The organism is Longimicrobiales bacterium (genome assembly GCA_028823235.1).
GTDB lineage: Bacteria > Gemmatimonadota > Gemmatimonadetes > Longimicrobiales > Gaopeijiaceae > UBA2589.
Map to the genome: position 1 here is coordinate 67,215 of JAPKBW010000006.1, position 22,911 is coordinate 90,125.

A 22,911-nucleotide genomic window follows, 5' to 3' on the forward strand; every position below is an offset into this window, starting at 1 on the left:
TCCACACTGGCTGCGGGCACAAAAACTAGATGAGTTCAGGTACACGCAAGGAGAGGTAAGCATGATGAGCTTGTTCAAAAGGATCATCGGGACGTCGGTCGCGACATTGTGCTTCGGCGCGGCACTGGTCGCGGCCCCTTCAGCCGTGGGTGCTCAGTCCGTCGCGGACTATGTACCCCTGTCCGTTACGGCCCAGTCATTCCCTCTTTCGATCCGCAGCATCATGCGGGCGGAGTCGAACGTAGGGCAGGCACCGTCTCAGGTCCGATGGACCGACGACTCACGCTGGGTCTACTTCCAGTGGCAGCCGGGTGGCCTTGAATGGAACGAGGGTCGATCACTCTACCGCGTAGGCGCGGAGGGAGGCGCGCCTGAGAGAGTCGACGACGCAGAAGCGCGCTCCCTCGCTCCTCTCCTGGCCGGCGGAGACCTGTCACCCGACCGCTCGAGGCGTGTCGCTTCCGTGTCCGGAGATCTTTACCTGATCGACCGCAGTTCACTCGATGTGCGAAGGCTCACTCACACGGAAGACGGAGAGGGCCAGCCGCTCTTCACAGCGGACGGAGAAGGTGTGCTCTTCCGTCGAGCAAACAACGTGTACCGGATGACGCTGGACAGTGGCGAGCTGACGCAGATCACATGGATCGCATCAGGCCCTGCCCCGGACGAAGACGAAGAGGCCGAAGGGCAGAGGGGATTCCTCGCAGCGCAGCAGACCCAGTTGTTTGAGCACATTCGACGTGGGAATGCCGCAGAGCAACGCACGGACTCGATCAGTGAGTTGGTTGCCTCCACAGAGCCCGAGACCGCATACCTGAAACGCAACGAGCGGGTCCAAGGGCTCACACCTACCCGCTCTGGTGACTATGTGCTCGTTCTAGCCGCGACAGAGGCACAGGACGCAGTCCAGACAATCGTACCGGACTGGGTCACGGAGGACGGCTACACTCGCGATCTGAACGTTCGGACGAAGGTGGGCGACAACCAAGGTGCCTCACGGGCTGGCGTCCTCAACGCCGCCACCGGCGTGATCTCCTGGGTCAACGTGTCTCCCGAGGGCTACGAGGCCGAGCATGACGTGCGTGTGTTCAACGCGGGCTGGAACGACGCAGGCACGAAAGGCTTCGTGTTCGCGGTTTCCTTCGACGACCAGGATCGTTGGCTGTGGGCCGTCGACGCGGCTTCCGGAGAGCGGACGCTCGTGGATCATCTGCACGATGACGCCTGGGTAGCGGGGCCATGCTTCTCGCAGTGCGTGGGCTTCGTGCCTGGTACGGACCGCATCTATTTCGTCAGCGAGGAGACGGGCTACGCACAGATGTACGCGGTGAACTCCGATGGATCGGACAAGCGAGCTCTGACCACGGGTCAGTGGGAAGTGCTCAGCATCACCATGCCGGAAGATCGGAGCACTTTCATCCTGCGTACCAACGAAGGATCTCCGTTCAACGAGCACATGTGGACCATGGAGTTCGACGGGTCCGATCGTGAACAGCGCACGGAGGGCGACGGGCGCTTCAACGCGACGCTCTCACCCAACGGGCGCAGAGTCGCGCTGGTGCACGATGTCGCGAACCATCCGCCAGAGCTTTACCTCGCGGACGCCGGAGACCTATCCGATATGGGCGCCGTGACAATGACGCCCACCGACGAATGGATGTCCTTCCCTTGGATTCAGCCGGATATCATTCAGTTCGAGGCCGAGGACGGCACGATGGTGCCCGCGAGGATCTACCGACCCGAAGACATGGGGGCAGAGTCACACGGTGGCGCAGTCATCTTCGTACACGGTGCGGGTTACCTGCACAATGTCCACAACTATTGGTCGTCCTATTACCGCGAGTACCAGTTCAACCAGTTCCTCGCGGCGAGCGGCTACACTGTCCTCGACATCGACTACCGTGGCTCCGCAGGTTACGGTGCTGAGTGGAGAACCGGGATCTACCGGTGGATGGGCGGGAAGGACATGTCGGACCAGGTAGATGGCGCGCGCTACCTCGCGGCCAACGAAGGTGTCGACCCGGCACGCGTGGGCCTGTACGGAGGGTCGTACGGCGGCTTTATCACACTGATGGGGCTATTCACGTCTGGTGACACGTTCAAGTCCGGTGCAGCGCTTCGCTCCGTCACGGACTGGGCACACTACAACCACGGCTATACAAGCCGGATTCTGAACCTGCCCACAGACGACGTCGAGGCGTACGAGCAGTCGTCGCCGATCTATTTCGCCGAGAACTTCCAGGCGGACCAGCACCTCGTCATGCTCCACGGCATGGTCGACACGAACGTGCACTTCTCGGACGTGGTTCGTCTCTCCCAACGGCTCATCGAGCTAGGGAAAGAGAACTGGGAGATGGCGGTATATCCGGTCGAGAATCATGGCTTTGTAGAGCCTACATCCTGGACCGATGAGTATCGCCGGATCTACGAGCTGTTCGAGCGAACCCTTAGGGGCCCCGACTGCACGAGCGCCGGTGGCTTCTGCACGGTTCGCGGCGGGGTAGGTCGCTAACCCATGACGCACATTAGGAAACAGGTTGGCTGGCTCGCTGCGGAACTGGTCAACTCCGTGGCCGAGCGCCGAAGAGTATTCGGGGAGCAACTACAGGCCGCAATCGCGCCGCTCGACGAAGAGTGGGCGACCGGATGATTCGCCCTGGATCGATCGCCAACACCTTCACCGTTTCTTCCACAACGCTTGCGCCCCCACTTCGACTCGGGGATTCTTGCCATGCTCCCCCCCCTCAATCCGGTCCGCGCCCTCACGCATGAACGAAACCGAAGCCACTCCTGAGGCCACCCCGTCGCGCTTCCAGCGCACGCTCATTCAGGTGCTGGTCGTTCAGGTCGTCGCCCTCACGCTCCTTGGCCTGCTTCAGGTCTTCTATACGCGCTGAGGTCGATCACAATGCATTGGATCAACTGGGCCATCGTCGTCGTCTACCTGGCGTACGTCGTCATCGATGGCATCAAGAAGTCGAAGGACACCGACACGATCGCAGGCTACTTCGCCGCCAATAAGAGTCTTCCCTGGTGGGTCGTCGGACTGTCGGTCATGGCCACGCAGCTATCGGCGGTGACCATGATCGGCTCGACCGGTCAGGGAGCGACCGACGGCCTGCGTTTCGTACAGACCTATTTCGGGCTTCCGCTGGCGATGGTGATCCTGGGGGTCACGATCGTTCCGATGCTCCACCGGTCGGGTGTATTCACGGCATACGAGTTTCTCGAGCGGCGCTTTGATTCGAGGACCCGGTCACTCACTGCATTGCTCTTCCTGCTGTCGCGCGGGATGTCCGTGGGCGGGATCATGGCGGCCCCGGGAATCGTCTTCAGTGCAATCTTCGGGATCCCACTCATCTGGAGTGTCGCATTAATCGGCGTACCGACGGTCCTGTACACGATGGTCGGTGGTGTACAGGCGGTCGCCTGGGCTGACGTGAAGCAGATGGTGCTGATCGTAGTCGCGCTCGTTTCCATGATGATCGTGATTCTCATTCAGATGCCGATCAATCCGCACGATGCTCTCCAGATTGCGGGGGCGACGGGACGACTCGAGACGTTCGACTTCTCCCTCGATTTCAGCGAGACATACACGTTCTGGACTGGTGTCCTTGGTGGCACCTTCCTGATGCTGTCGTATTTCGGAACGGATCAGAGTCAGGTGCAGCGCTACCTCACGGCGCGCTCCGTTGACGAGGCCCGCAGCTCGCTTCTCATGAGCGCATACTGGAAGATTCCTCTTCAGGCGCTCGTGCTGCTCGTGGGTGTCGGCGTCTTCGTTTACTACCAATTCGTGCGACCGCCCCTGCTCTTCAACCCGGCACACGAAGCCGCCGTGAGCGCTGAGCGTGGCAGTGCATACGAGGCTCTCGACGCGCAGTACGACGCCGCGTTTACATTGCGGGAGTCCGCGGCGCTGACCGTCGCAGATGCGGCCGACGAACCATCCGCCGAGGCTGCCATGGAGACCTTCTTGGCTCGGGAAGCGGATATGCAGGCGATTCGTGGTGAGGCACTCGCTCTGGCCGAAGAGGTCACGGGTGAGTCTTCCCGTGATGTGAACTACATCATCCCACGTTTCGTGCTTTCGGAACTACCGATCGGCCTGGCCGGGCTCTTCATCGCTGGTGTAATCGCGGCTGCGATGTCGAGTATTGCCGCCGAACTCAACTCGCTGGCAACGACGTCGGTCATCGACTTCTATCGAAGGTGGCTGAAGCCTGAGGCTGAGGACGCGCACTACCTCAAGGTGTCTCGCGGGGCGACGGCGTTATGGGGCATATTCGCGTGCGTCGTAGCAACGTACGCGGCAACTCTGGGATCACTGATCGAAGTGGTGAATCGCTTCGGGTCATTCTTCTACGGATCGATCCTCGGGGTCTTCCTGCTCGCGATGATCCCCCGGGCCGGCTCGAACGGAGCGTTCTTTGGACTGATCATCGGGATGGGTGTCGTTGGGTATTTCAACTTCATGACCGACGTGGCCTACCTGTGGCAGAACGTCATCGGCGCAGTCGTTGTGGTCGCCGTCGGGATGGCGTTCAGCGCAGTCGGAGTGGACCCAGTGGACCCACAGGAAGCCTGATTACGACCCTTCCGGAACGGCAGTGGCGTCGACAGAGCCGACATCTCTCTCCACAAGGATCGCCTCGAGCCATTCAGCTACTTGGCCATGGAGGTCGTTCAGAATCGCCAAGTGACCGGAGATGTCTTCGGTAGCTTCTGGGTCCGGTCCCCGCCGCGATGATTCGATTCATCGCGGAGATCAGGTCATGGCTGACGTTGGCGTAGGACTCATACGCTCGTGCGACCTGAATGACCCCGTCATAGTAAAGGTAGGGGCCAGCCTCGCTGGACTGCGCGGCGGCCAGGCAGATGATGAAGTCTCAGGCAGCTCGAAGCTGCCATCGTTCACCAAAACACCGAGGTCGCCGGTCGCAACGACCTGTTCGGTGCGTCACTCCTCCACACTGAGCGCGACCATGACGGCGAAGACGATCATGCCTGCCTCAACGAGGAGTCCCGCCACTTTCTGAACCGGGGAACGCCGCTCTACTATTTGCCCCTGCCCCTGACCTCGAGATTCCATCGAGTCACCCAGCGCTGCAAGTTCCCGGTGATCGTATCCAGCGCGAGTGGAAACGCTGAACCCCGCTGGTCGATTTCAAAGCCCCCGGGAATTCGCGTCATATCAACGTTTCCGTGCGCAGGCTGCCATCGGGTCTCGAGCTTCGCCTCAGTCCCAACCTCCAGACTGCCGACATGCTCGATGAATCGTGCTGCGGCAGCGGCGGCACCCGTCCCGCGCACCATCGCCACACCAAGGGTCAGCATGGGTGTTCCCGTCTCGGGGATACGGTAGTGGAGCCAGTCGTCTCCAGCCGCACGGGCCTTCTCGACCTCCACTCTCGGCAGAATCGTCAGCAGCGCTTCCTGTCTTTTCAGTGCACGGATGGCGTCAGCCGGCTCGGACACGTAACGCCCGACCTGACTGTCGAGCCTGCCGAGCCACTCGAATCCAATATACTCGTCGCCTTCATCACGAATGGCCTCGGTCACCATCGTGCCAAGGAAGTAGGCTCCGTCATCACTCCGGCTGGGGTCGAGGACATAGATCTGGTCGACCCAGCGATGGTGAAACAGGTCGAGCCAGTCCGTTGGGGCCCGCACCAAGGTCATCGCCTCGCGATTGAATGCCACCACGAATGGGGTCACGAGCGTCACCTGCCATAGACCTTCCGCGTTGGGTTCGCCAACCCCAGCTTGGCGGACCCATCGAGGCCGATGCGGCGCGAGCAGACCGGCGTCAGCGGCCCGTTCAAGCGCGACCCCAGGCGCACCCCACCACACGTCGAAGGGGGGAGGGTCAGCCGCCAATTGAAGCTCATGAAGCGAGCCAGCCACCTCACCCTCGGTGAAGCGCACATCGATATACGGATAGATCTCCTCGAAAGACGATTCGACGAAGTCGCGCAGATCGTCAGGGAGCGTCGTGCGCACCACGAGCTGCGTGCGGTCGTCCGGCCCACAGCTCATGGCCATCAACAAACCGACGCCCATACCCACCAGCGCGATCCGAGACCTCATCTCCTGGGCCAGGAGCCCCTCGAACAGCCTCACCGCCCCCCCTGGAACGCGCTCCATTCGGCGGCGTCTAGCGAGATCAGATTCGCAAAGAGTCGATAGGCGCCCGGTACCTGTCCGGCCCACTGTCGGAAAAAGGAAAGAGCGGCGTATGCAAAAACTCCATCGCCAACAGAAGTCACAAGGACGGATCCGTATCGTGGCTCCTCTCCCGCGTCGTTCAGGTCGAGCAGCGGTACGTACCGATCATCCCACACCGACGCGAAGTAAAGCCCCCGCTCCTGCACCCAGCCCTCGAAGTCGGCCGGTGTGATCCGGTTCGGAGAGGTAAAGAGCGGCGCGTCCGCATCGATCATCCGAACCGGCGCGGTCTCGTCGGCAACCCTCGGTGAGCCCCGACCCACCTGCAGATCATAGGGAGCCAGGCTCCCGAGGGAGCCACGGTTGTACTGGACGACGACCGTGCCGCCCTCGCGTGCGAACTCGAGCAACTCACCCGCGGCAGCCTGAAGGTCAGGCCTCGTCTCATACGCCCGGACACCGAGCACGATGGTCGTGAACTCAGCGAACGCTCCATCACGAACGCTTGTCTCGTCAAGCAGCTCAACCGGCGCGCCCATCTGCCGGATCGCCTCCGGTCCGTCATCACCCGAACCCATGATGTACCCGACGCGAAGGCCCCCTGCGACCGCCACAGGAACGACGGATATGGTCGCTACCGCAGGAGTGAAGAGGGCCGCACGCTCGATGTGGTCGTAGTCGACCAGCGAGTAGCCCTCATCGAAGGTGTTGCCCCCGGTCGTGGTCGCCGTGACCTGGAAGGCGTGCTTCCCGGGAGCCAGCGTTCTCGGTGGCGTAACCTCGAAGGTCATGGGCCGCTCGGCCCCAGCCTCGCCAAGGTCGAAAGGCAGTGACGCGGGCGACACCGTCCATCCGGCGGGCGCCGCCATCGTGACAGCCCCCGTACTTCCCTGATCCGACTCTGACCGCACGACGACTGAAACCGACCTGGAGCCAGTGCGGCTCTGAGGCCAGGTAACTCCGGCCGGAGAGACGTTCACCGACACCTCTGGAACGACCAGAACCGGCTTCTCGAATTCGCCAAAAGCAGGATCAACTCCCACGAAACGCCAGTCCGCCTCCATGCTAGTCCGGCCCGAAGGCGCGGTCACGCCGGCCAGAGCCCCATAGTCGAAGGTCGCATGAGCATGAACGAGCGCCGGATCGCGCGGCAGACCCCAGAGATCTGGTTCGTCCGGCCACAGGTAGCGTGCTCCGTCGCGTGCTTCCCGCAGATAGTAGAGTCGAGAGAGGTTGGCCTCGGCTGGCACCTGCACCTGATAGACCCAGGTCGCGATGCCACCTGGTTCCAAGGTACCCACCGCAGAGAGGCCCTCATTCTCTACGACCTCGGCGGTCCACCCCTCGGGCATCTCTAGCTCCAGCTCTGGCGCCGCGAGTGTGTACCCACCGCCGTTCCATAGCTGCGCACGTACACCCACGGTCTGTCCCGGCACCAAGAGGTCATCCTGGGACCGCAGTTCGAACGACACTCCCGTGGCGGCCGTGATCGCTCGCTGGACGACGGCGCCCTTGGCTGCGGTCGCCTGTTCGAATTCGACGTCAGCATCAGGCCCTGCTGCTGCACGCGCCATTCCGAGGTGAGTCATAGCCTCCATCAAGTGCGGCGCGATCGCCTCTGGGTCGAGGCCGAACCCGTCCTTCGCGGCCTGGACCGAGGTGCGGTACATCTCTAGATGCCGACGCGCTTCTTCGCGGGCATCCCCGGTCAAGCCGGCGGTGAGACCCACCAAGGTGGTGTCCACGCCCGAGAAGATCTCTTGGCCCTCATCCTCGACGCGACTCTCGACGAGGATCACGCCAGTCAGGCGAGGTCCAGCGGGCTGAGCAGCTCCCATGTCTTGTGACCGATGCTGACTCCGGCTCTCCATCGACAGCTGCAAGAGCGAACGACCAAGCAGCGGATCGAGGACACCGGTCTGGACGTCGATGGAGCCGTCGTCGGTGTCGGCAGCACCGGGGAAGAACCTTCTGCGAGACGTCTGATAGAGCTTCTGCGGCTTCCACGCTTCGACACCGAGCGAGAGTTGCTCGGGGAAACGGGAGGGATCTCCCGCGGCAGCGAACGCCTCGCGGGCCATGATGCCTGCAGCCTGATGCTGCCCATGTCCATCGGCTGGGGTTCCGCTGAAGACGGAAACGATGACCTGAGGGCGGTACTGACGAACCACCCAGACGACCTCCTTGAGCAGTTCTTCACGCGGCCACATCGAGAACGCCTCGTCCGCGCTCTTCGAATAGCCGTAGTCGAAGGCACGGGTGAAGAACTGTCGGCTACCGTCGCGCTCACGCGCCGCCATAAGCTCCCCCGTACGCACGATGCCGAGACCCTCCCAAAGTTCGGGGCCGATCAGATTCTGTCCACCATCTCCCCGGGTGAGGGCCAGGTACGCGGTCTCGGAGCCCCAACCACGTGCGAGCGTCGTGAGAAGGCTCGTGTCTTCGTCGTCCGGATGCGCTCCGACCATGAGAACGCGCTTCACACCATCCATCTGACGAAGCAGCAGTCCTGTTGCGACCGTTCCCGTCCCCTCCAGGCGCTGCCCACGCACAGGCGACGGGGCCAGGATGACCGCGACCACAACTCCAAAGGTGGCCGTACGAAGACGACATCTATCGATCCACTGCATCATGCACTCCCCACAAACGACTCAGTCCAACCGGGATCACCAGCAGACAGCCGGCGATCAGGCAGAAAGATAGGACGGCATTCCTGATTATGGAGACACCCAGTGGAGAGCAACTGCTCGGGCAGCCGCCCTATTTTCGCTCCCACGGCAGGGCGAGCGAAGCCGGCGCACGAGAGCTTCCCATCCACCCGGCGAGGGCCGCAAGGGTCAAGACATAAGGAAATGCGAGGAACAGCTGGTACGGCACGTCGAGGCCCAGAGCCTGAAGAAAGAACTGCAACGCCGAGGTGCCTCCAAAAAAGAGAGCCGCAAAGAGCACCAGCGCTGGATTCCAACGGCCAAGAGCCACCACCGCGATCGCGATGAACCCCTTCCCGGCGCTCATCCCCTCCGCAAACGTGCCCGCATGCGCGAGGGACAGGTGAGCTCCTGCGATCCCGGCCAACGCCCCACCGAAGAGCGTGGCCAGGAATCGAACACGCAAAACCCGCACCCCCGCAGCCTGTGCGGCGTCGGGCGCCTCTCCCACCGCTCTCAACTCCAAGCCTGGAGCAGTGCGGTAAAGGAAATACCAGAGCGCCGGCGCAAGCAGGTACGCCAGATATGCCGTCGGCGCTTGCCCGAACAGCGGCGAGCCAATCACCGGAATCTGAGAGAGCAACGGGATATCGAGCGGGGCAAGTGTCGGCAGAGACAGTGCGGTGCCCGTTACGCCGAAGCTTGCCTGATAGATCGCGCCCGTGAGGCCGAGACCTCCGATCGTCACTGCGGTCCCGGTGATGATCTGATCTACTCCAAGGCCTACTGCGAAGGCCGCGAAGACTAACGCGACCGCGAGACCAGCTAGTGCGCCCGCGACAACGCCCACGCCTGCGCTCTCGAACGCCAGGGCGCCCATCGCGCCACCGAGGGCGCCCGCGATGATGGAGCCCTCCAGCCCGATGTTGATCACACCACTGCGTTGAGTAATGGTCTCGCCGAGTGCGGCCAGAGCGAGCGGGATCCCCAGGCGAACCGATGCCTCGAGAAAGAAGACCATTTCGATCTGGCTCACGGAGCGCGCTCCGTCAGGCGGGCGCGCCGGACCCGATCGAGACCCAGCACTGCGAGGATCACCAGCGCCTCGACGACACCTACCCAGACCTGTGGGATACCAGCATCGCGCTGCATAGCGCCGGCGCCCGCCTGCATGGCGCCGAACAGCACTCCTGTGACGATCACGCCGATCGGGTCGAGTCCTGCCAATAGCGCAACGGCAATGGCGGTATAGCCCCAGCCCGGAGAGAAGCTCTCGAGCAGCGTGTATGTGACCCCGGAGACCTGCACACCACCCGCGAGTCCGGCGATCGCGCCGGAAGCGAGAAAAGTGATCGCGAGGACGCGCGTCGTGCGAATGCGGCCTGACACCCTGGCGACCTCCGGAGATGCCCCGAGAGCTCGGATCTGAAAGCCGAGACGGGACCTGCGCATCAGGATCGCCATCGCGATCGCGAGGATCACCGCCACAGCGAAGCCGAGGTGGAGTCGTGTACCGGGCAGAAGCGAGGGAAGGCGCGCAGCGGCGGGGATCGCCTCGGACTGAGGGAACACTCCCCGCGCCTCCTGCAATGGGCCGTGCACCATATACCCAGCAAGGTGGATGCCGACGTAGTTCATCAGAAGAGTGGTAATGACCTCGCCTACTCCGAATCGTACTCGCATGACGGTCGGCACTGCTGCCCAGACCGCGCCGCCGAAGGCCGACGCACCCAGTACGATGGGCACCAACACAAGGCCCGGCATCCATGCCAACGACAATCCTGCGGCCACCGCACAGATCGCGCCCGCGTACAACTGGCCTTCCGCTCCGATGTTCCAGACCCCTGCGCGGAACGCGAGCGCCACGGCGAGGCCGGTGAACGTGAGAGGCACTGCTCTCACCAGAGTGATGGAGACAAACGTCCTCCAGCTCCCAACCGAGCCGTTCACCAAGGCTGCTGCTGCCTCGACTGGGCTATGCCCCCCTGCTAGGAGGAGGATCGACCCAACTACTGCGGTAAGTGCAACCGCACCTGCCGCAATAAGAACAGGCTCCCATGCCCTCGACCGCGAGCCGGCCTCGTCACTCATCTGCTGGACCGGAGAGCATCAACGCACCCACGCCCGTTCGGGTTCGCTGATTGCCGGGCACTTCGCGTAGCACACCCCGAGACATCGCGTAGACGCTCGTCGACACATCGAGCACCTCGTCCAGGTCCGTACTGATCAGGACGATCGAGACGCCGACTGAGGCGAGGCGCCTGAGTTCGGCGTGCACGAAAGTCGCAGACACGATATCCAGTCCCCGTGTGGGGTTCTCTGCCACGAGGAGGTCGGTTGCCATAGCCACCTCCCGCCCCACCACGACACGTTGCTGGTTCCCGCCGGACAACGCCCCAGCAAGGGTTCGTGTAGACGTCGTCACGACTCCGTGGAGTTGAACGATGCGGTCAGCTTCGCCGCGAATTTCGTCCCAACGCATCCACGGGCCGTCCAGGTACTCATCCGACTGATGAAGGGCCAGTGCGACATTCTCTACGAGATCAAACGATGGGATAAGACCCTCTCTCGAACGGTCCTGCGGCACGAATCCAATGCCGGAAGGAAGTCGAGCACTACCGCCGTCGGGGCCCTGCCGGCCTGCCAGCACGAGTGCGAGCTCACGCTGTCCGTTCCCTTCGATCCCGGCGACCCCGAGGATCTCGCCGCGGCGCATCGTCATCGAGACGCTGTCGAGACGTGTGACGCCATCGATCAAGACCCGGACGTCCGTCAAAGATCCGACAATCGTCCGCTCTTCCTTTGGGAGATGTTCGCCACTTGCACCGTTCGGCTGAGGTGCCGGCACCTCGACCTCGCCGCCAACCATCGCCCGGACCAGGCTCGGCTCGTCGAAAGCGTCCGCTCGATCCGTGGCGACCGTCCGCCCATCTCGAAGCACGGTAATCCGATCAGCAACACCAAGCACTTCGCGCAGCTTGTGCGCTACCAGAACGACCGCACACCCCTCAGCAGCCATCGTTCGAAGGAGCGCAAACAGTCCTTGGACCTCGGCTGGCGACAGCACCGCCGTGGGTTCATCGAGCACAAGGATGGTCGGCTCACGAAGGAGCGCCTTGAGGATCTCCAGGCGCTGTCGATCTCCGATTCCGAGGCTGCTCACTGGCTCATCCAGTGGCACCCGCAGACCGGTACGTTCCATGATCTCGGCAACCGCATTGCCGACTGTGACCGGCGTCCCAGAACCTAGCGCTAGGTTCTCCAGACCGCTCAGCGCAGGAACGAGCGTGAAATGCTGATGGACGAGCGCGATGCCGTGCCCCCAAGCATCTCGCGGGGTGCGAAGCATGACCGACTGGCCCTGAATCTCTATCTCACCCGCGTCAGGCTGAATCATCCCGCCGAGGATGTGCAAGAGCGTCGACTTCCCCGCACCGTTCGCGCCCAACACCCCGTGGATCTCAGCGGGTGCGATCTCCAGACTCGCGCCGGCCAGGGCTGCAACCGACCCGAACCGCCGCTCGATACCGCTGAGCCGGGCCAGCGTGTCCGTCACCGCACTCCGGCCTCGCCCTCGACGAACGCGATTCGCGGCACTTCCAGATCGCCTGACTCTATGCGGTTGCGCGCATCGGCGATTCGCTCGAGTACGCCCGGGCCGAAACGATCGGCCAGCTCCGGGTTCACGACAAAGTCGATGACCCGATTGTTTGCTCCCGCATAGATGGCAACGCCCCGGACCTCGCCGGCCTGCCATAGCCGGGCGGTTTCCAGAAACGCCTGGGGAATACGAATGACCGCACTCCCGAGAATCACGTCAGGCGCAACAGCGTTCTGGTCACTGTTCATGCCGAGTGCCCAGACAGTGCGGCCCTCGGCTACCGCTTCGCGCACTGCCTGGAAAATCGCGAACGAACCCGCGTCGAGGTTGTGGATGAGGACATCCGCCCCGCGACTCAGCTGTGCAACGGCAGCTTCCTTGGCGGCGGCCACGTCGTCCCAGTCTCCGGTGAACGATTCGAGAATTTCAACGTCGGGCCTCACAGATCGAGCGCCGGCCTCGAAAGCCCGGAACGTTCCCTGAACAGGCGGAATCGCGAGCGCGCCGACCATCCCTATGATGCCGCTCTCCGTCGTCGAAGCTGCCGCCATGCCAGCGAGGTACGTCCCCTCCTCCAGTCGGAAGATGAGGGGCACGACGTTCGACGAGATCTGCCCGCCACCCGATACGATGAAGGTCGTGTTCGGATAGAGTTCACCGGCACGCATCGCTGCATCCTGGTACTCAAAGCCGTGAGCGAAAATCAGATCGTATCCTGACTCCGCATACGCTATAAATGCCTCGTCGAACTCCGCAGGGGTCGCCGTCTGCTGATGACTGACTTGCGCCCCTAGCATTTCCTCGATGAGCAGCAGCCCGTCATAGGCCCCTGCGTACCACCCGGCATCACTTACCGGACCGGACGTGAGGAGCGCGGCGCGAAGGGGCCATTGGCCGTCAGGGGTGTTCTCGCCACCACACGCGACGGTCGCGAGTAACAGCCCAACAGCTATGGAGGCAGGGAACTGGGGCATGGTTGAAGTAACTCTCTTCTTGTCGGACGTTCAAAGCGCTTGGTATGTTCGGGCCGAATCCCCGCCAAGGCGAGCCCACTCCAAGGTCGTCGCCTAACCCCACTTCGGAGACAGCATGTCAGAGCAGCGCGGCAACTGGACCTCAAACGCCGGCTTCATTCTCGCAGCAACGGGAAGCGCCATTGGCCTCGGCAACCTGTGGAAGTTCCCATTCATTACTTGGGAGAACAACGGCGGGGCCTTTGTACTAGTCTATCTGCTCTGCATTGCCGCGGTAGGCCTGCCGATCATGATGGCCGAGCTACTCATCGGCCGGAGCGCCCAGAAAAGTGCGGTGGGCGCTCTCAAGGAGGCCGTCGGACCGGCCTGGGGATTCGTCGGCCTGTGGGGCGTGCTTTGCGGGTTCACGCTCCTCAGCTACTACACGGTCATTGCCGGTTGGTCACTGTTCTTTTTCTTCAAGACCGCCGGATGGATGGTTGGCGGATTCCCCGAGAGCACGTCACTCGGGCAGGTATTCACTGAGCAGTCTGCGAATGGTGGGCTCCAGCTGGGCCTGTCGCTGGCCTTCAGCATCGCTACGGTTTCAGTCGTCTATTTCGGAGTTCAGAAGGGCATCGAGAAGATCGCGCGGCTCTTCCTGCCAGTTCTGTTCGCAATCCTGCTGCTCCTCCTCTTCACGTCCTTCGCAATGGAGGGATCCGGTGAGGCAATGGCGTTCATCTTCCGCCCGAGCTTCGGTGAGCTTGATCGCGGGAGTATCCTCGAAGCTCTCGGCCACGCGTTCTTCACGCTGTCACTCGGCATGGGGGCGATGATCACCTACGGGTCTTACATGGCCAAGCACCAGTCGATCGTGAAGGCATCCGCCATCATCGTCTTGCTCGACACGGTGATCGCACTGGTCGCCACGATCATCATGTTCACGGTGATCTTCACCGCGGGCCTACAGGATCAAGTGAGTGAGACCGGTACTGTGGGAATGCTCTTCATCTCGCTGCCACAGCTCTTCTTCGCGGAAGGTGTCGTTCCCTTCGGGCACATCCTCGCGCCGCTCTTCTACGTACTCGTGGCCCTCGCCGCGCTGACGTCGACGATGTCGCTCCTGGAGGTGGTCACATCGTACGTCATTGATGAGCACGGCATCCCTCGGCAGAAAGCCACACTCATGTGTGGTGCCACGGTGTTTATGTTCACCATCCTCGCGGCCCTTTCGTTCGGCGGCGCGTCGTTCGCGACAAACCTTTCGATGCCCGGGCCAATCGGCGACCTGTTCTTCGCTGGTAAGACGAGCTGGTTCGGCATGGCTGACCACTTCGTTTCCAACTGGATGCTGCCGACAGGCGGTCTCGCGATCACGATCGCCGCTGGCTGGGTGCTGACGCGCGAGGTATCGGAGTCGGAGCTCGTGGACGAGACGACACCGAGCTGGTTCAACTACTCCGCATGGCGGTTCTTCATCCGCTACGTGGCTCCCGTGGCAATCTCCGTCATCGTCGTCGCGGTCATCTTCTTCGGAGTGGACTTCAGCTAAGCGTCGACGCCGGGGCCTGGCATAGGGCTCGACCGCAAACGAAAGAGCCCCCGTCCGGACGTATCCGGGCGGGGGCTTCGTGCGAACCGGGCACCCCGGGCGCCGTCACCAACAGCAACCAGCGACTCCCGTCCATTGGGCGTGCAGCTGTCTAGTTCACGACCGGAGGTAGTCGTCGCACCACGCCGACCGGCACCTCGAAGTCATCTGTCTCGACGTATGCAGCCAGTCCATCCGGACCGAACGCGGCCGGGATCTCGGTCGCACCCATCGGGAAGGTGCCGACGTACTGTCCGGCGGGTGTCAGGATATCGATCGGACCCTCCTCCGTCGGCTCCTTGCCCCTGCGCTGAACCCAGATCTTCCCGCTCCAGCTCGCGTCGACAGCCATAAGCACCGGCAGTTCGGGATAGAACGTCATCTGCTTGATCCCGTCCTGGCTCACTTGCTGCCTACCGCCGCCCGGACCGGCAGTAATCATTTGCACACGCGGCCGCTCACCGAAGGTCTCCCACGTTTCCCCGTCGAACGAGCCGATCCGGAAGACCTCTTCGAAGTCCGCCGACATCGCACCGTCCTGTTCTGGCAGATCGATCATCTCCTGAGCGCCAACCGACGACGACACCATCCCACACGCGATCGCGATCGCGCCCAGCCCCACCACACAATAATTCCTCGCCACGACTTCACTCTGTTTTCGAGGTTACCGCTGTATCTAAGACAAGTGTAGAGGATCGAGGTCCGGAGAACGGTTGCCAGGGGACTTGCTTCGACTTCGACGGTGGGCACCTTTCATATCCCATCAGATCCAAATCACGGAACACGCATGATCAAGGACCTGCTCGACAGAGTCATCGAAAAGCGCTCGACGACACTGAAATTCGACGGACGCATCCTCTACCTCCTCGACGACGCCGAGTTGGTGAAGGCGCAGTTGTACGAGCGCCAGGACATCGACCTCACGTCAGAGTTGAAGAGCCGCCTGCGTGACCAGATCTCCACCGACGAGATCACCCCGGCCTACATCTGCTTCTTCTACGATGAGACACTGGGTGATTTTCCGTATCTCGGTCTGCGCACGACGAACCAGACCACGGGTGACCCCGAGTACCTCGTGGAGCGAAATGCCGTTCGCAATGGGGGCTTCGTCTGCTCCGTGGCCGGGAAGCGGCGCGGCAAGGGCAGCAGCCGTGAAGCAAGCCCGTACGCAGAGCTGCACGCGGGTATCCAGGTCGTGATAGCGGAGAGCATCGAGCGCATCTACAACGAGAACTGTCAGAACCTCGGCGTGCTCGCGACCAGCGACTTCAGCATGATCGATCGGATCAAAGCAGGAGATGAGATCCAGCTGTCGGAGTTCACCGAGGGCAAGGATGAGATCACTCGCCAGATCATCGAGTATGGGGGTCTGTTCGAGTTCAACGTGGCGCGCCTTCAAGGGAAGGTCACAATTCCGGTCACGGCCTCGATGCAGGAAGACGCAGCTACGACGCGGCCAATGACGCTCGCGGAAAAGATCTTCGCCAAGCACCTCGTTACAGACGCTACCAGTGGCGACACCGGGGTGCCGTGGGTGCAGCCTGGCGACGCAGGATTCTTCCAAACCGATATCCGATTCAGCCATGAGTACGTGACACCGATGGCTTCGATCTTCTTCGAGGACAAGGTCGGTATCGACGCGAAGGTTGTGGACAAGGACTCGATTCTGTTCTTCCGCGACCACCTGACCTATCTGGACAAGGTGATGAGTCAGGAGCGGATCGAGCAGGGACTCCTGGAGGTCGCGAACGAGCTTGAGGTGAAGCAGCGCGAGTTCTCCGTGAAGCAGGGCGTGAAGCTGTACGGCGAGCAGATGGGCAAGCAGCTCGGATCGCAGGCAATATGCCATTCGAAGATTCTCGAGTCGTACGCGGAGCCCGGCATGCTCATCATCGGGACTGACTCTCACACGCCACACGCGGGGGCGATTGGAGCAGTCGCGTTCGGTGTTGGAACGACGGCGATCTTCAATTCATGGATCACCAAGGACGTCCGCGTGAAGATTCCGGAATCGTTCAAGGTGGTCATCAGCGGTGAGCCGGCCGAGAACGTGACGGCCAAAGACTTCATGCTCGAGATCCTCCGCCATCCGTACATCAAAGATGGAGAGGCGATTGGACAGATCATCGAGTACGCGGGTCCCGCCGTCGAAGCACTCAGTGTTGACGAGCGCGCGACAATGGCGAACATGGCGGCTGAGGTTGGGGCGTTCACCGGAATCATCGCTGCCGACGAGAAGTCGGTGGACTTCATGGTCAATGAGCGGGGGATGGACCGCAGGAGGGCCATGGAGCTGATCGAAGGAATGCAGTCCGATCCGGGCGCCGAATATGTGAAGATCATCGAGATCGACGCATCGTTGATTCGTCCGATGGCAGCGCTTCCGAACGACCCGGGCAACGGTGTCTTCATCGACGAACTGGGTGACGAGCCCATTCGCATCGACATCGCGTACGCCGGTTCGTGCACCGCGGGAAAGAAGGAGGACATGGACATGTACGCTCGAGTCTTCGCTGAGGCAGATACCCAAGGGCTGTGCGTGCACGCCGACGTCGACGTCTTCATCCAGTGTGGGTCGATCGAGGTTCGCGAGTACTGCCGCGAGCAGGGCTACATGGCGCTGTTCGAGAAGATGGGGGCCGAGTTCATCGAGCCCGGGTGCGGCGCATGCATCGCTGCCGGCCCCGGCGTCACGACCTCCCCCGATGAGGTCTCGATTTCGTCGCAGAACCGGAATTTCCCGGGACGATCGGGTCCCGGAAACCTCTACCTGGGTTCGCCCTACTCCGTGGCCGCCAGCGCGGTCGCAGGATACGTGACGAGCTGGACGCCGGGCCAGACCATCGAGCCGGTCTCAGCTAGGAAGCTCGCAACCGTCTGATGGTCCACTCGTCTCGCGCAATTTCGGACTGAGTAGATCCGGGGGTGGAGGGCACCGACGCTGGGTCACTGGATGAGATTCGCGCTGTTCAAGCCGGCGGGATTGAAAAGTTTGAACGTGAGGAAGCAACGGCTCCGCAGAGTCTCCTTCGAGAGCGTGGTGATGCGATCGACAAGAAGGCGTGGGCCGAGGGCTGGCTCCTGCTCTTTGGCTTCGGTCCGGCAGCAGCGGCAGCGATTGCTCGCGCGCTCGTAGCGGGCGGACCCGATCTGATCTAGCCGTTCGTTGGCCTGGGATCGGCCGTTCAGATCTTCCGCATCTGGCAAGAGCGCAAACGCATCAAGAAGATAGAGGTCGAGCTGCTCGATCCGATTGATGGGTCCTGACAAGATCGACATCACGGACGACCGGCTCGAACGTCTCTGTGAGCAATACGAGTCCTCTGCCATGTAGTTAGCCGCCAACCGCTTGCCGGTCTCGTGAGCCCGTTCTAGGATCTGCCCCCGCTACTGGGCGGACTGAACCGGGATTGAGGAGCACGAGAATGAAGCGAGTACACGCATTGGGCGCGCTGGCCCTGGCCTTCCTGTGGACCGGCTGCGCAGCGAGCGACGACGAGGCGGGCGAAGGTGGAGCGATGGCCGCAATGTCGAGCGCCGATCGACTCAACCCTGTGATAGCGCTACATGAGGCTGACCAGCCAGTGTTCGGACTCTACGCACCCAGTCCGGGCGGCGGACGCGGACGGGGCGGGGCACCACCACCAGTCAAAGAGCCGGGCGTGCGAGCCGCAGAGACACTCGCTTATGGAATGAGCGACTATGTCTTCGACGGTAGTATGGAGCGCGGAGTTGAAGAGGCCCTGCCCGCCTTTACGGCATTCGCGGATGCACTGCACGAGGCCGGGGCGAATGCTCGTACGAATCCCTTAATCGTGAAAATGGCCAAGATCTCAGATCAGGCTCAGGCCACGCGAGACGTAGCCCTCGAGCTCGATGCCGGCGTCAGTGGCGTGATGTTCGTCGAGGTCGAAAGTGCAGGAGAAGCCCGGATGGGCCTGGACGCCATGCGCTACGAATCCCAAGGCGGCACACGTCCCAACCGGGTAGGAAAGGCGCCTGGATATTGGGGTGTGACCGAGGACGAATACCGAGCCAAGGCAGACCTCTGGCCGTTGAACCCCGAGGGTGAGCTCATCAGCTGGGTCATCGTCGAAAGCCACGAGGGACTCGCAAACGTACGGGAGATTGCGGCCGTTCCCGGCATCGGCGTGCTCTGGCCAGGTGCCGGAACACTGCGTGGGCTGTTCTCGACCACCGACGCAGAGGGCACCCGAACCCTCGATGAGGAAGGCTGGGAGAACGCGATTCAGCAGGTTCTATCCGCCTGCAAGGAATTCGACATCCCCTGTGGCTTCCCGTCCAACGCCAGCGACATCGAAATGCGCATGGATCAGGGCTTCAGTGTCTTCGTAATGGGCTGGGGTGACAGCGGCTTCGCGACCGTCGAAATAGGCCGCTCGCTCGCGGGACGTTAGCTGAAGGGGGCCGTCTGGCTCAGTTGAAAAAGAGGTCGGACGCCGGTCAGGTGTCCGACCTCTTTTTCATGACTCCGTCGAGGCTGAAGTCACCTCCACCAACGACCGACATGACCAGGAAGGTCATGCAGTAGACGGCTGCAAGCTCGCCACCGTTCTCCCAGTGCCAGAGTCCGCCGCCGCCGACATGCTGATACCAGTAGGCCACGGCCATCTGGCCAGACAGAACGAACGCCACGTACTGGGTACGAAGTCCGAGCACGATCGCGATACCACCAAAGCACTCGAGGCCCCCCGCCACGCCCCTCAGGCTGAAGTAGTCGACAGCAGTCCCGCCAAACCAACTGAACAGCTTCTGGCCGCCGTGTGTGAAGAAAGTGAACCCGACGACGATCCTCCACGTGTTCTGGGCAACAGGACGCAGCTTCTCGAGGAGAGCGTTCATAGTCTACTCTTGGCGGGTTGAGTTAAGCAGAAGGGAATACCCGTTGAAGACACAGGCTCCCGTGCTATCGTTGGACGCTCACCCCCCGTTGCTGGAGAGGCAAGAACGTGAAGATGCGCAAATGCACCCGATCGGAAGGACTACTCCTCGCCGTGGGACTACTGTCAACCGCCTCCTGTGCCTCTGGCCCACTCATCGTCGAGTGGCATCAGACAGGTCCAGTCGAGTACGGCATGGATGTTCCGTCGCTAGAGCGAGCGATCGGATATCCCATCATGGCACCCGGATCCCGCGCCGAGGATTTCTGCGCCATGGTGCCACTCACCATCGGCGTCCAGGAAGTGTATGTCATGATCGGGGGCGAACAGGTCGTTCGTGTCGACATTGAGGAACCGGGCCTCCTCACCCGTGAAGGCGTGGGCGTCGGAGACCCGATCGAGACGGTCATGGCCGCCTACCCGGACGCGATCCAGACCGAGCACGAGTACGTGGAAGGGTTTTACCTCACGGTCTCAGCCCCTCCTGAAGACGGCCCTGAGATTCGCCTTGTCTTCGAGACGGACCAGACCCAGGTGACAGGATACCGTGCCGGCCTTCTGCCCTCCGTGGGGTGGATCGAGGGCTGCTCCTAGCGCAGCTCTAATTCGCGAACGGGTTCGAGAAACGCGGATCTGGCAGTAGCGCCTCGGCGGCGAGAGCGGGCATGAGGGACCCCCGGGCGGCGTAGCCATAGCCTCGCTTGAAGAACGCCTCACTCTGATACACGAGAGCCTGCTCTCGTCGCTGAACATCGAACGCGGCGTCAAAGAGCGCTTCGATGTTTGCAACTGTGACCTCACGGGCGGGACCACCATCGATCGATCGGCTCTGGCCATCCGGATGCCGCGACCGACCGAAGCGTGAGGCGAACCATCACATTTCTTGGCTTCATGCCCCGCGGCCATCACATCTGTTGCCGCGCTCGGTCCAGGACCATCGTTCTTCAGTGCTACTCCACACGCCTCCATCCTGACGACGGACAGGGCTCGTTCATTTCGTCCAGTCCCCAATGAATCCACACGAAACCCTCGGCGCGCGCTATGCGATCGTCCTCGCACTCTGTGCGACTCTGGTTGCGGCGTTACGGCCGACCAGACCGCGTACGGTGACACTGACGCCCCCGAGGTGATTTGGCGCAAGGGGCCTCGGCTCCCCCAGCCGATCACCAACAACACGGTGGCCGCCATCGAGATTGATGGGAAGATTTCGGTCTTCTCCTTCCTCGGGCTGGACTCGACAAAGGTCTGGAGCGGCGTAACCAACGCAGCGTATCGGTGGGACGTCGGAGTCGATCAGTGGGCCGCCATTGATCCGGTCCCCGGCCCCGGTCGTCTGGCCGCCACGGCCCAAGTCGTGGACGGCCGGATCTACGTCATCGGCGGCTACACGGTGGCCGAAGACGGGGGAGAGCGATCTCTCTCGGACGTGGCGATCTACGACCCGTCGAGCGATGCGTGGAGCCGTGGAGCGGATATCCCCGTCCCCACCGACGATGCCGCGTCGGGTGTATGGCAAGGAGAAGAGATCGCCCTGGTCTCCGGATGGCACGACACGGATAACATCACCGACGTTCAGTTTTACAACCCGGCATCGGACTCATGGCAGGCCGGCTCACCGATACCAGGACGTCCGGTATTCGGCCATACGGGAGCGATCGTGGAGACCCGTCCCTGATTCGTCATCGACACGGCCTCCTGGGTGGGGAGACTCCCCGCCGACGATCTCACCGATGTGTCCTGGGCCCTGATCTCTCCTCATCCGGGGCCACCACTCTACCGCGCAGCGTCCGGCGCCATCGGTGACTACGCCACCTTCGTCGGAGGGACGGACAATCCCTACAACTACAGCGGAATCGGATACGACGGGGTGCCCTCCGAGCCGATCCGTCAGATTCTCACCTACGCCCCGGACCTCGATCTGTGGGGCGAGCTACCGCCGCTGCCGGTCGCAACCATGGATCATCGCAACGTGGGCCTGGCCGGCGGACAGGTGTTCGTCGCAGGTGGAATGCTCAAAGGCTAGATCGTGAGTGATCACGTCTGGGTCGCCGAGGTGTCCCGACTGATTGGGTCTCGATAACCCACGCACCAATCACGTTGCCATTGCTAGTCTCTCGAGATTGGCACTCTTCCTGCATCTAGTCTTCTTCGTCATCGGGGGGAGATAGACTCTCACCATTATTTCGCAGCAACGCACCAACTAAGGGAGCTCACCAAATGAGTACGCTCAGACTCACCTCGAAACTCGGCCTCGTCGCCGCGCTCGCCTTCGCAGGCGCCGCTGGTGCGTGCAAAACGGTCAGCCCGGACGACTTGGATGCGAGTCTCTCTGCGCTTCGTGCGGATATGCAGCAAGCGATGGCCAGTGGCGATGAGGCCGTGGCCAGTGACGCCGCCAACAAGTTCGCCGACATGGAGCGCCGATTCGCCGCGCTCGAGCGTGATCTTCAGCAGATGGAACGAGACTTCGAGGTCACGATTTCTCGTCTCGAAGACGAACTCCGGTTCAACGTTCCCATCTACTTCGGCTTCGACGACGCGACTGTCGAGTCGGACGATCAGGACGTCCTGGCCCGCTTCAGCAGCGTTGCTCAGAAGTACTATCCCGACGCGCTCGTGACGGTCGAAGGCTTCACGGATCCGTCCGGTGACAAGAACTACAATCTCTGGCTTGGCGAAGAGCGTGCGAAAACCGTCGCTGAGTACCTTATCGGCAGCACCGCGATGACTGAAGATGGAGTGAAGGTCGTCAGCTACGGTGAGGACACCCGTCGCCTCGTCTCTGAAGGATGGGGCCCGGGCACGGAAGGCTGGGAGAACCGCCGCGTAGTGCTGGTCATCGACCACGATGGTGACCCGCCGGAAATGGCATCCGACATCGAGTCGGGCAGCTGATCGTCGAGAGCTCCATGAAATAGACGACTCATGTCGATCCTCCTGAAGGGGTCGTCGGGTTCGCCCGGCGGCCCTTTTTGTATGTGTGGATGCGAGAGCCTCTAGTACAAGTAGCCGAGTCCGACCCGGAGTGCTGCGACCTCACGCGTCT

Annotated in this window: 21 protein-coding genes; 12 read left to right on the forward strand and 9 right to left on the reverse strand. The window is 62.1% G+C overall.

Annotation, left to right across the window (positions count from 1 at the left end):
* Window positions 1-61 precede the first annotated feature (61 nt).
* The 4 genes from OSA81_04990 (at window position 62) to OSA81_05005 (ending at window position 4,588) form a co-directional block, all read left to right on the forward strand.
* Window positions 62-2,512 (forward strand): prolyl oligopeptidase family serine peptidase, encoded by a 2,451-nt coding sequence (locus OSA81_04990; GenBank protein MDE0898354.1) that lies wholly within the window; start codon window positions 62-64, stop codon window positions 2,510-2,512.
* A gap of 3 nt (window positions 2,513-2,515) precedes the next feature.
* On the forward strand, window positions 2,516-2,650 hold the full coding sequence (locus tag OSA81_04995; protein ID MDE0898355.1) for a hypothetical protein: 135 nt from the start codon (window positions 2,516-2,518) through the stop codon (window positions 2,648-2,650).
* A 118-nt stretch (window positions 2,651-2,768) separates the two neighbouring features.
* Window positions 2,769-2,897 carry a hypothetical protein gene (locus OSA81_05000; protein ID MDE0898356.1) on the forward strand — a complete coding sequence of 43 codons (129 nt, stop codon included), beginning with the start codon at window positions 2,769-2,771 and terminating at the stop codon, window positions 2,895-2,897.
* Between the two features lie 11 nt (window positions 2,898-2,908).
* Window positions 2,909-4,588, forward strand: coding sequence for a sodium:solute symporter (locus OSA81_05005; protein MDE0898357.1), 1,680 nt, complete (start codon window positions 2,909-2,911; stop codon window positions 4,586-4,588).
* A gap of 470 nt (window positions 4,589-5,058) precedes the next feature.
* Here the strand turns inward: OSA81_05005 and OSA81_05010 are convergent, their stop codons facing one another.
* The 6 genes from OSA81_05010 to OSA81_05035 form a co-directional block, all read right to left on the reverse strand.
* Window positions 5,059-6,147 carry a substrate-binding domain-containing protein gene (locus tag OSA81_05010; GenBank protein MDE0898358.1) on the reverse strand — a complete coding sequence of 363 codons (1,089 nt, stop codon included), beginning with the start codon at window positions 6,145-6,147 and terminating at the stop codon, window positions 5,059-5,061.
* On the reverse strand, window positions 6,120-8,801 hold the full coding sequence (locus OSA81_05015; protein ID MDE0898359.1) for a PIG-L family deacetylase: 2,682 nt from the start codon (window positions 8,799-8,801) through the stop codon (window positions 6,120-6,122). Before OSA81_05015 ends, OSA81_05010 begins: the two co-directional genes overlap by 28 nt.
* Before the next feature lie 127 nt (window positions 8,802-8,928).
* The gene (locus OSA81_05020; GenBank protein ID MDE0898360.1) at window positions 8,929-9,852 is read right to left on the reverse strand and encodes an ABC transporter permease; all 924 of its coding nucleotides are present in this window, start codon (window positions 9,850-9,852) and stop codon (window positions 8,929-8,931) included.
* The gene (locus OSA81_05025) at window positions 9,849-10,907 is read right to left on the reverse strand and encodes an ABC transporter permease (GenBank protein MDE0898361.1); all 1,059 of its coding nucleotides are present in this window, start codon (window positions 10,905-10,907) and stop codon (window positions 9,849-9,851) included. The genes OSA81_05020 and OSA81_05025 overlap by 4 nt, the downstream gene beginning before the upstream one ends.
* Window positions 10,900-12,372, reverse strand: coding sequence for an ATP-binding cassette domain-containing protein (locus OSA81_05030; GenBank protein ID MDE0898362.1), 1,473 nt, complete (start codon window positions 12,370-12,372; stop codon window positions 10,900-10,902). The genes OSA81_05025 and OSA81_05030 overlap by 8 nt, the downstream gene beginning before the upstream one ends.
* Window positions 12,369-13,391 carry a BMP family protein gene (locus OSA81_05035; protein ID MDE0898363.1) on the reverse strand — a complete coding sequence of 341 codons (1,023 nt, stop codon included), beginning with the start codon at window positions 13,389-13,391 and terminating at the stop codon, window positions 12,369-12,371. The genes OSA81_05030 and OSA81_05035 overlap by 4 nt, the downstream gene beginning before the upstream one ends.
* Before the next feature lie 115 nt (window positions 13,392-13,506).
* Between OSA81_05035 and OSA81_05040 the strand changes: the two genes are divergently transcribed.
* Window positions 13,507-14,925 (forward strand): sodium-dependent transporter, encoded by a 1,419-nt coding sequence (locus OSA81_05040; GenBank protein ID MDE0898364.1) that lies wholly within the window; start codon window positions 13,507-13,509, stop codon window positions 14,923-14,925.
* A 151-nt stretch (window positions 14,926-15,076) separates the two neighbouring features.
* Here OSA81_05040 and OSA81_05045 read toward each other — a convergent pair whose 3' ends face one another.
* Window positions 15,077-15,607 (reverse strand): hypothetical protein, encoded by a 531-nt coding sequence (locus OSA81_05045; GenBank protein ID MDE0898365.1) that lies wholly within the window; start codon window positions 15,605-15,607, stop codon window positions 15,077-15,079.
* A 144-nt stretch (window positions 15,608-15,751) separates the two neighbouring features.
* On the opposite strand from OSA81_05045, the gene OSA81_05050 reads away from it, so the two are divergent.
* From OSA81_05050 to OSA81_05060, 3 genes are all read left to right on the forward strand, one after another.
* Window positions 15,752-17,845: an aconitase family protein gene (locus tag OSA81_05050; GenBank protein ID MDE0898366.1), complete on the forward strand. Its 2,094-nt coding sequence runs from the start codon at window positions 15,752-15,754 to the stop codon at window positions 17,843-17,845.
* A gap of 44 nt (window positions 17,846-17,889) precedes the next feature.
* Window positions 17,890-18,123: a hypothetical protein gene (locus OSA81_05055; protein MDE0898367.1), complete on the forward strand. Its 234-nt coding sequence runs from the start codon at window positions 17,890-17,892 to the stop codon at window positions 18,121-18,123.
* A 266-nt stretch (window positions 18,124-18,389) separates the two neighbouring features.
* Window positions 18,390-19,382, forward strand: coding sequence for an aldolase/citrate lyase family protein (locus OSA81_05060; protein ID MDE0898368.1), 993 nt, complete (start codon window positions 18,390-18,392; stop codon window positions 19,380-19,382).
* A 46-nt stretch (window positions 19,383-19,428) separates the two neighbouring features.
* Here OSA81_05060 and OSA81_05065 read toward each other — a convergent pair whose 3' ends face one another.
* The gene (locus OSA81_05065) at window positions 19,429-19,827 is read right to left on the reverse strand and encodes a DoxX family protein (protein ID MDE0898369.1); all 399 of its coding nucleotides are present in this window, start codon (window positions 19,825-19,827) and stop codon (window positions 19,429-19,431) included.
* 107 nt (window positions 19,828-19,934) lie between these two features.
* Here OSA81_05065 and OSA81_05070 point away from each other — a divergent pair, with 107 nt between their 5' ends.
* Window positions 19,935-20,459 (forward strand): hypothetical protein, encoded by a 525-nt coding sequence (locus tag OSA81_05070; protein ID MDE0898370.1) that lies wholly within the window; start codon window positions 19,935-19,937, stop codon window positions 20,457-20,459.
* A gap of 7 nt (window positions 20,460-20,466) precedes the next feature.
* Here OSA81_05070 and OSA81_05075 read toward each other — a convergent pair whose 3' ends face one another.
* Window positions 20,467-20,592: a hypothetical protein gene (locus tag OSA81_05075; GenBank protein MDE0898371.1), complete on the reverse strand. Its 126-nt coding sequence runs from the start codon at window positions 20,590-20,592 to the stop codon at window positions 20,467-20,469.
* Between the two features lie 399 nt (window positions 20,593-20,991).
* Between OSA81_05075 and OSA81_05080 the strand changes: the two genes are divergently transcribed.
* From OSA81_05080 to OSA81_05090, 3 genes are all read left to right on the forward strand, one after another.
* A complete protein-coding gene (locus tag OSA81_05080) occupies window positions 20,992-21,540 on the forward strand; it encodes a hypothetical protein (GenBank protein MDE0898372.1) in 549 nt (182 codons plus the stop codon).
* Between the two features lie 24 nt (window positions 21,541-21,564).
* On the forward strand, window positions 21,565-21,888 hold the full coding sequence (locus OSA81_05085) for a hypothetical protein (protein ID MDE0898373.1): 324 nt from the start codon (window positions 21,565-21,567) through the stop codon (window positions 21,886-21,888).
* 194 nt (window positions 21,889-22,082) lie between these two features.
* On the forward strand, window positions 22,083-22,760 hold the full coding sequence (locus OSA81_05090) for an OmpA family protein (GenBank protein ID MDE0898374.1): 678 nt from the start codon (window positions 22,083-22,085) through the stop codon (window positions 22,758-22,760).
* Window positions 22,761-22,911: the final 151 nt, after the last annotated feature.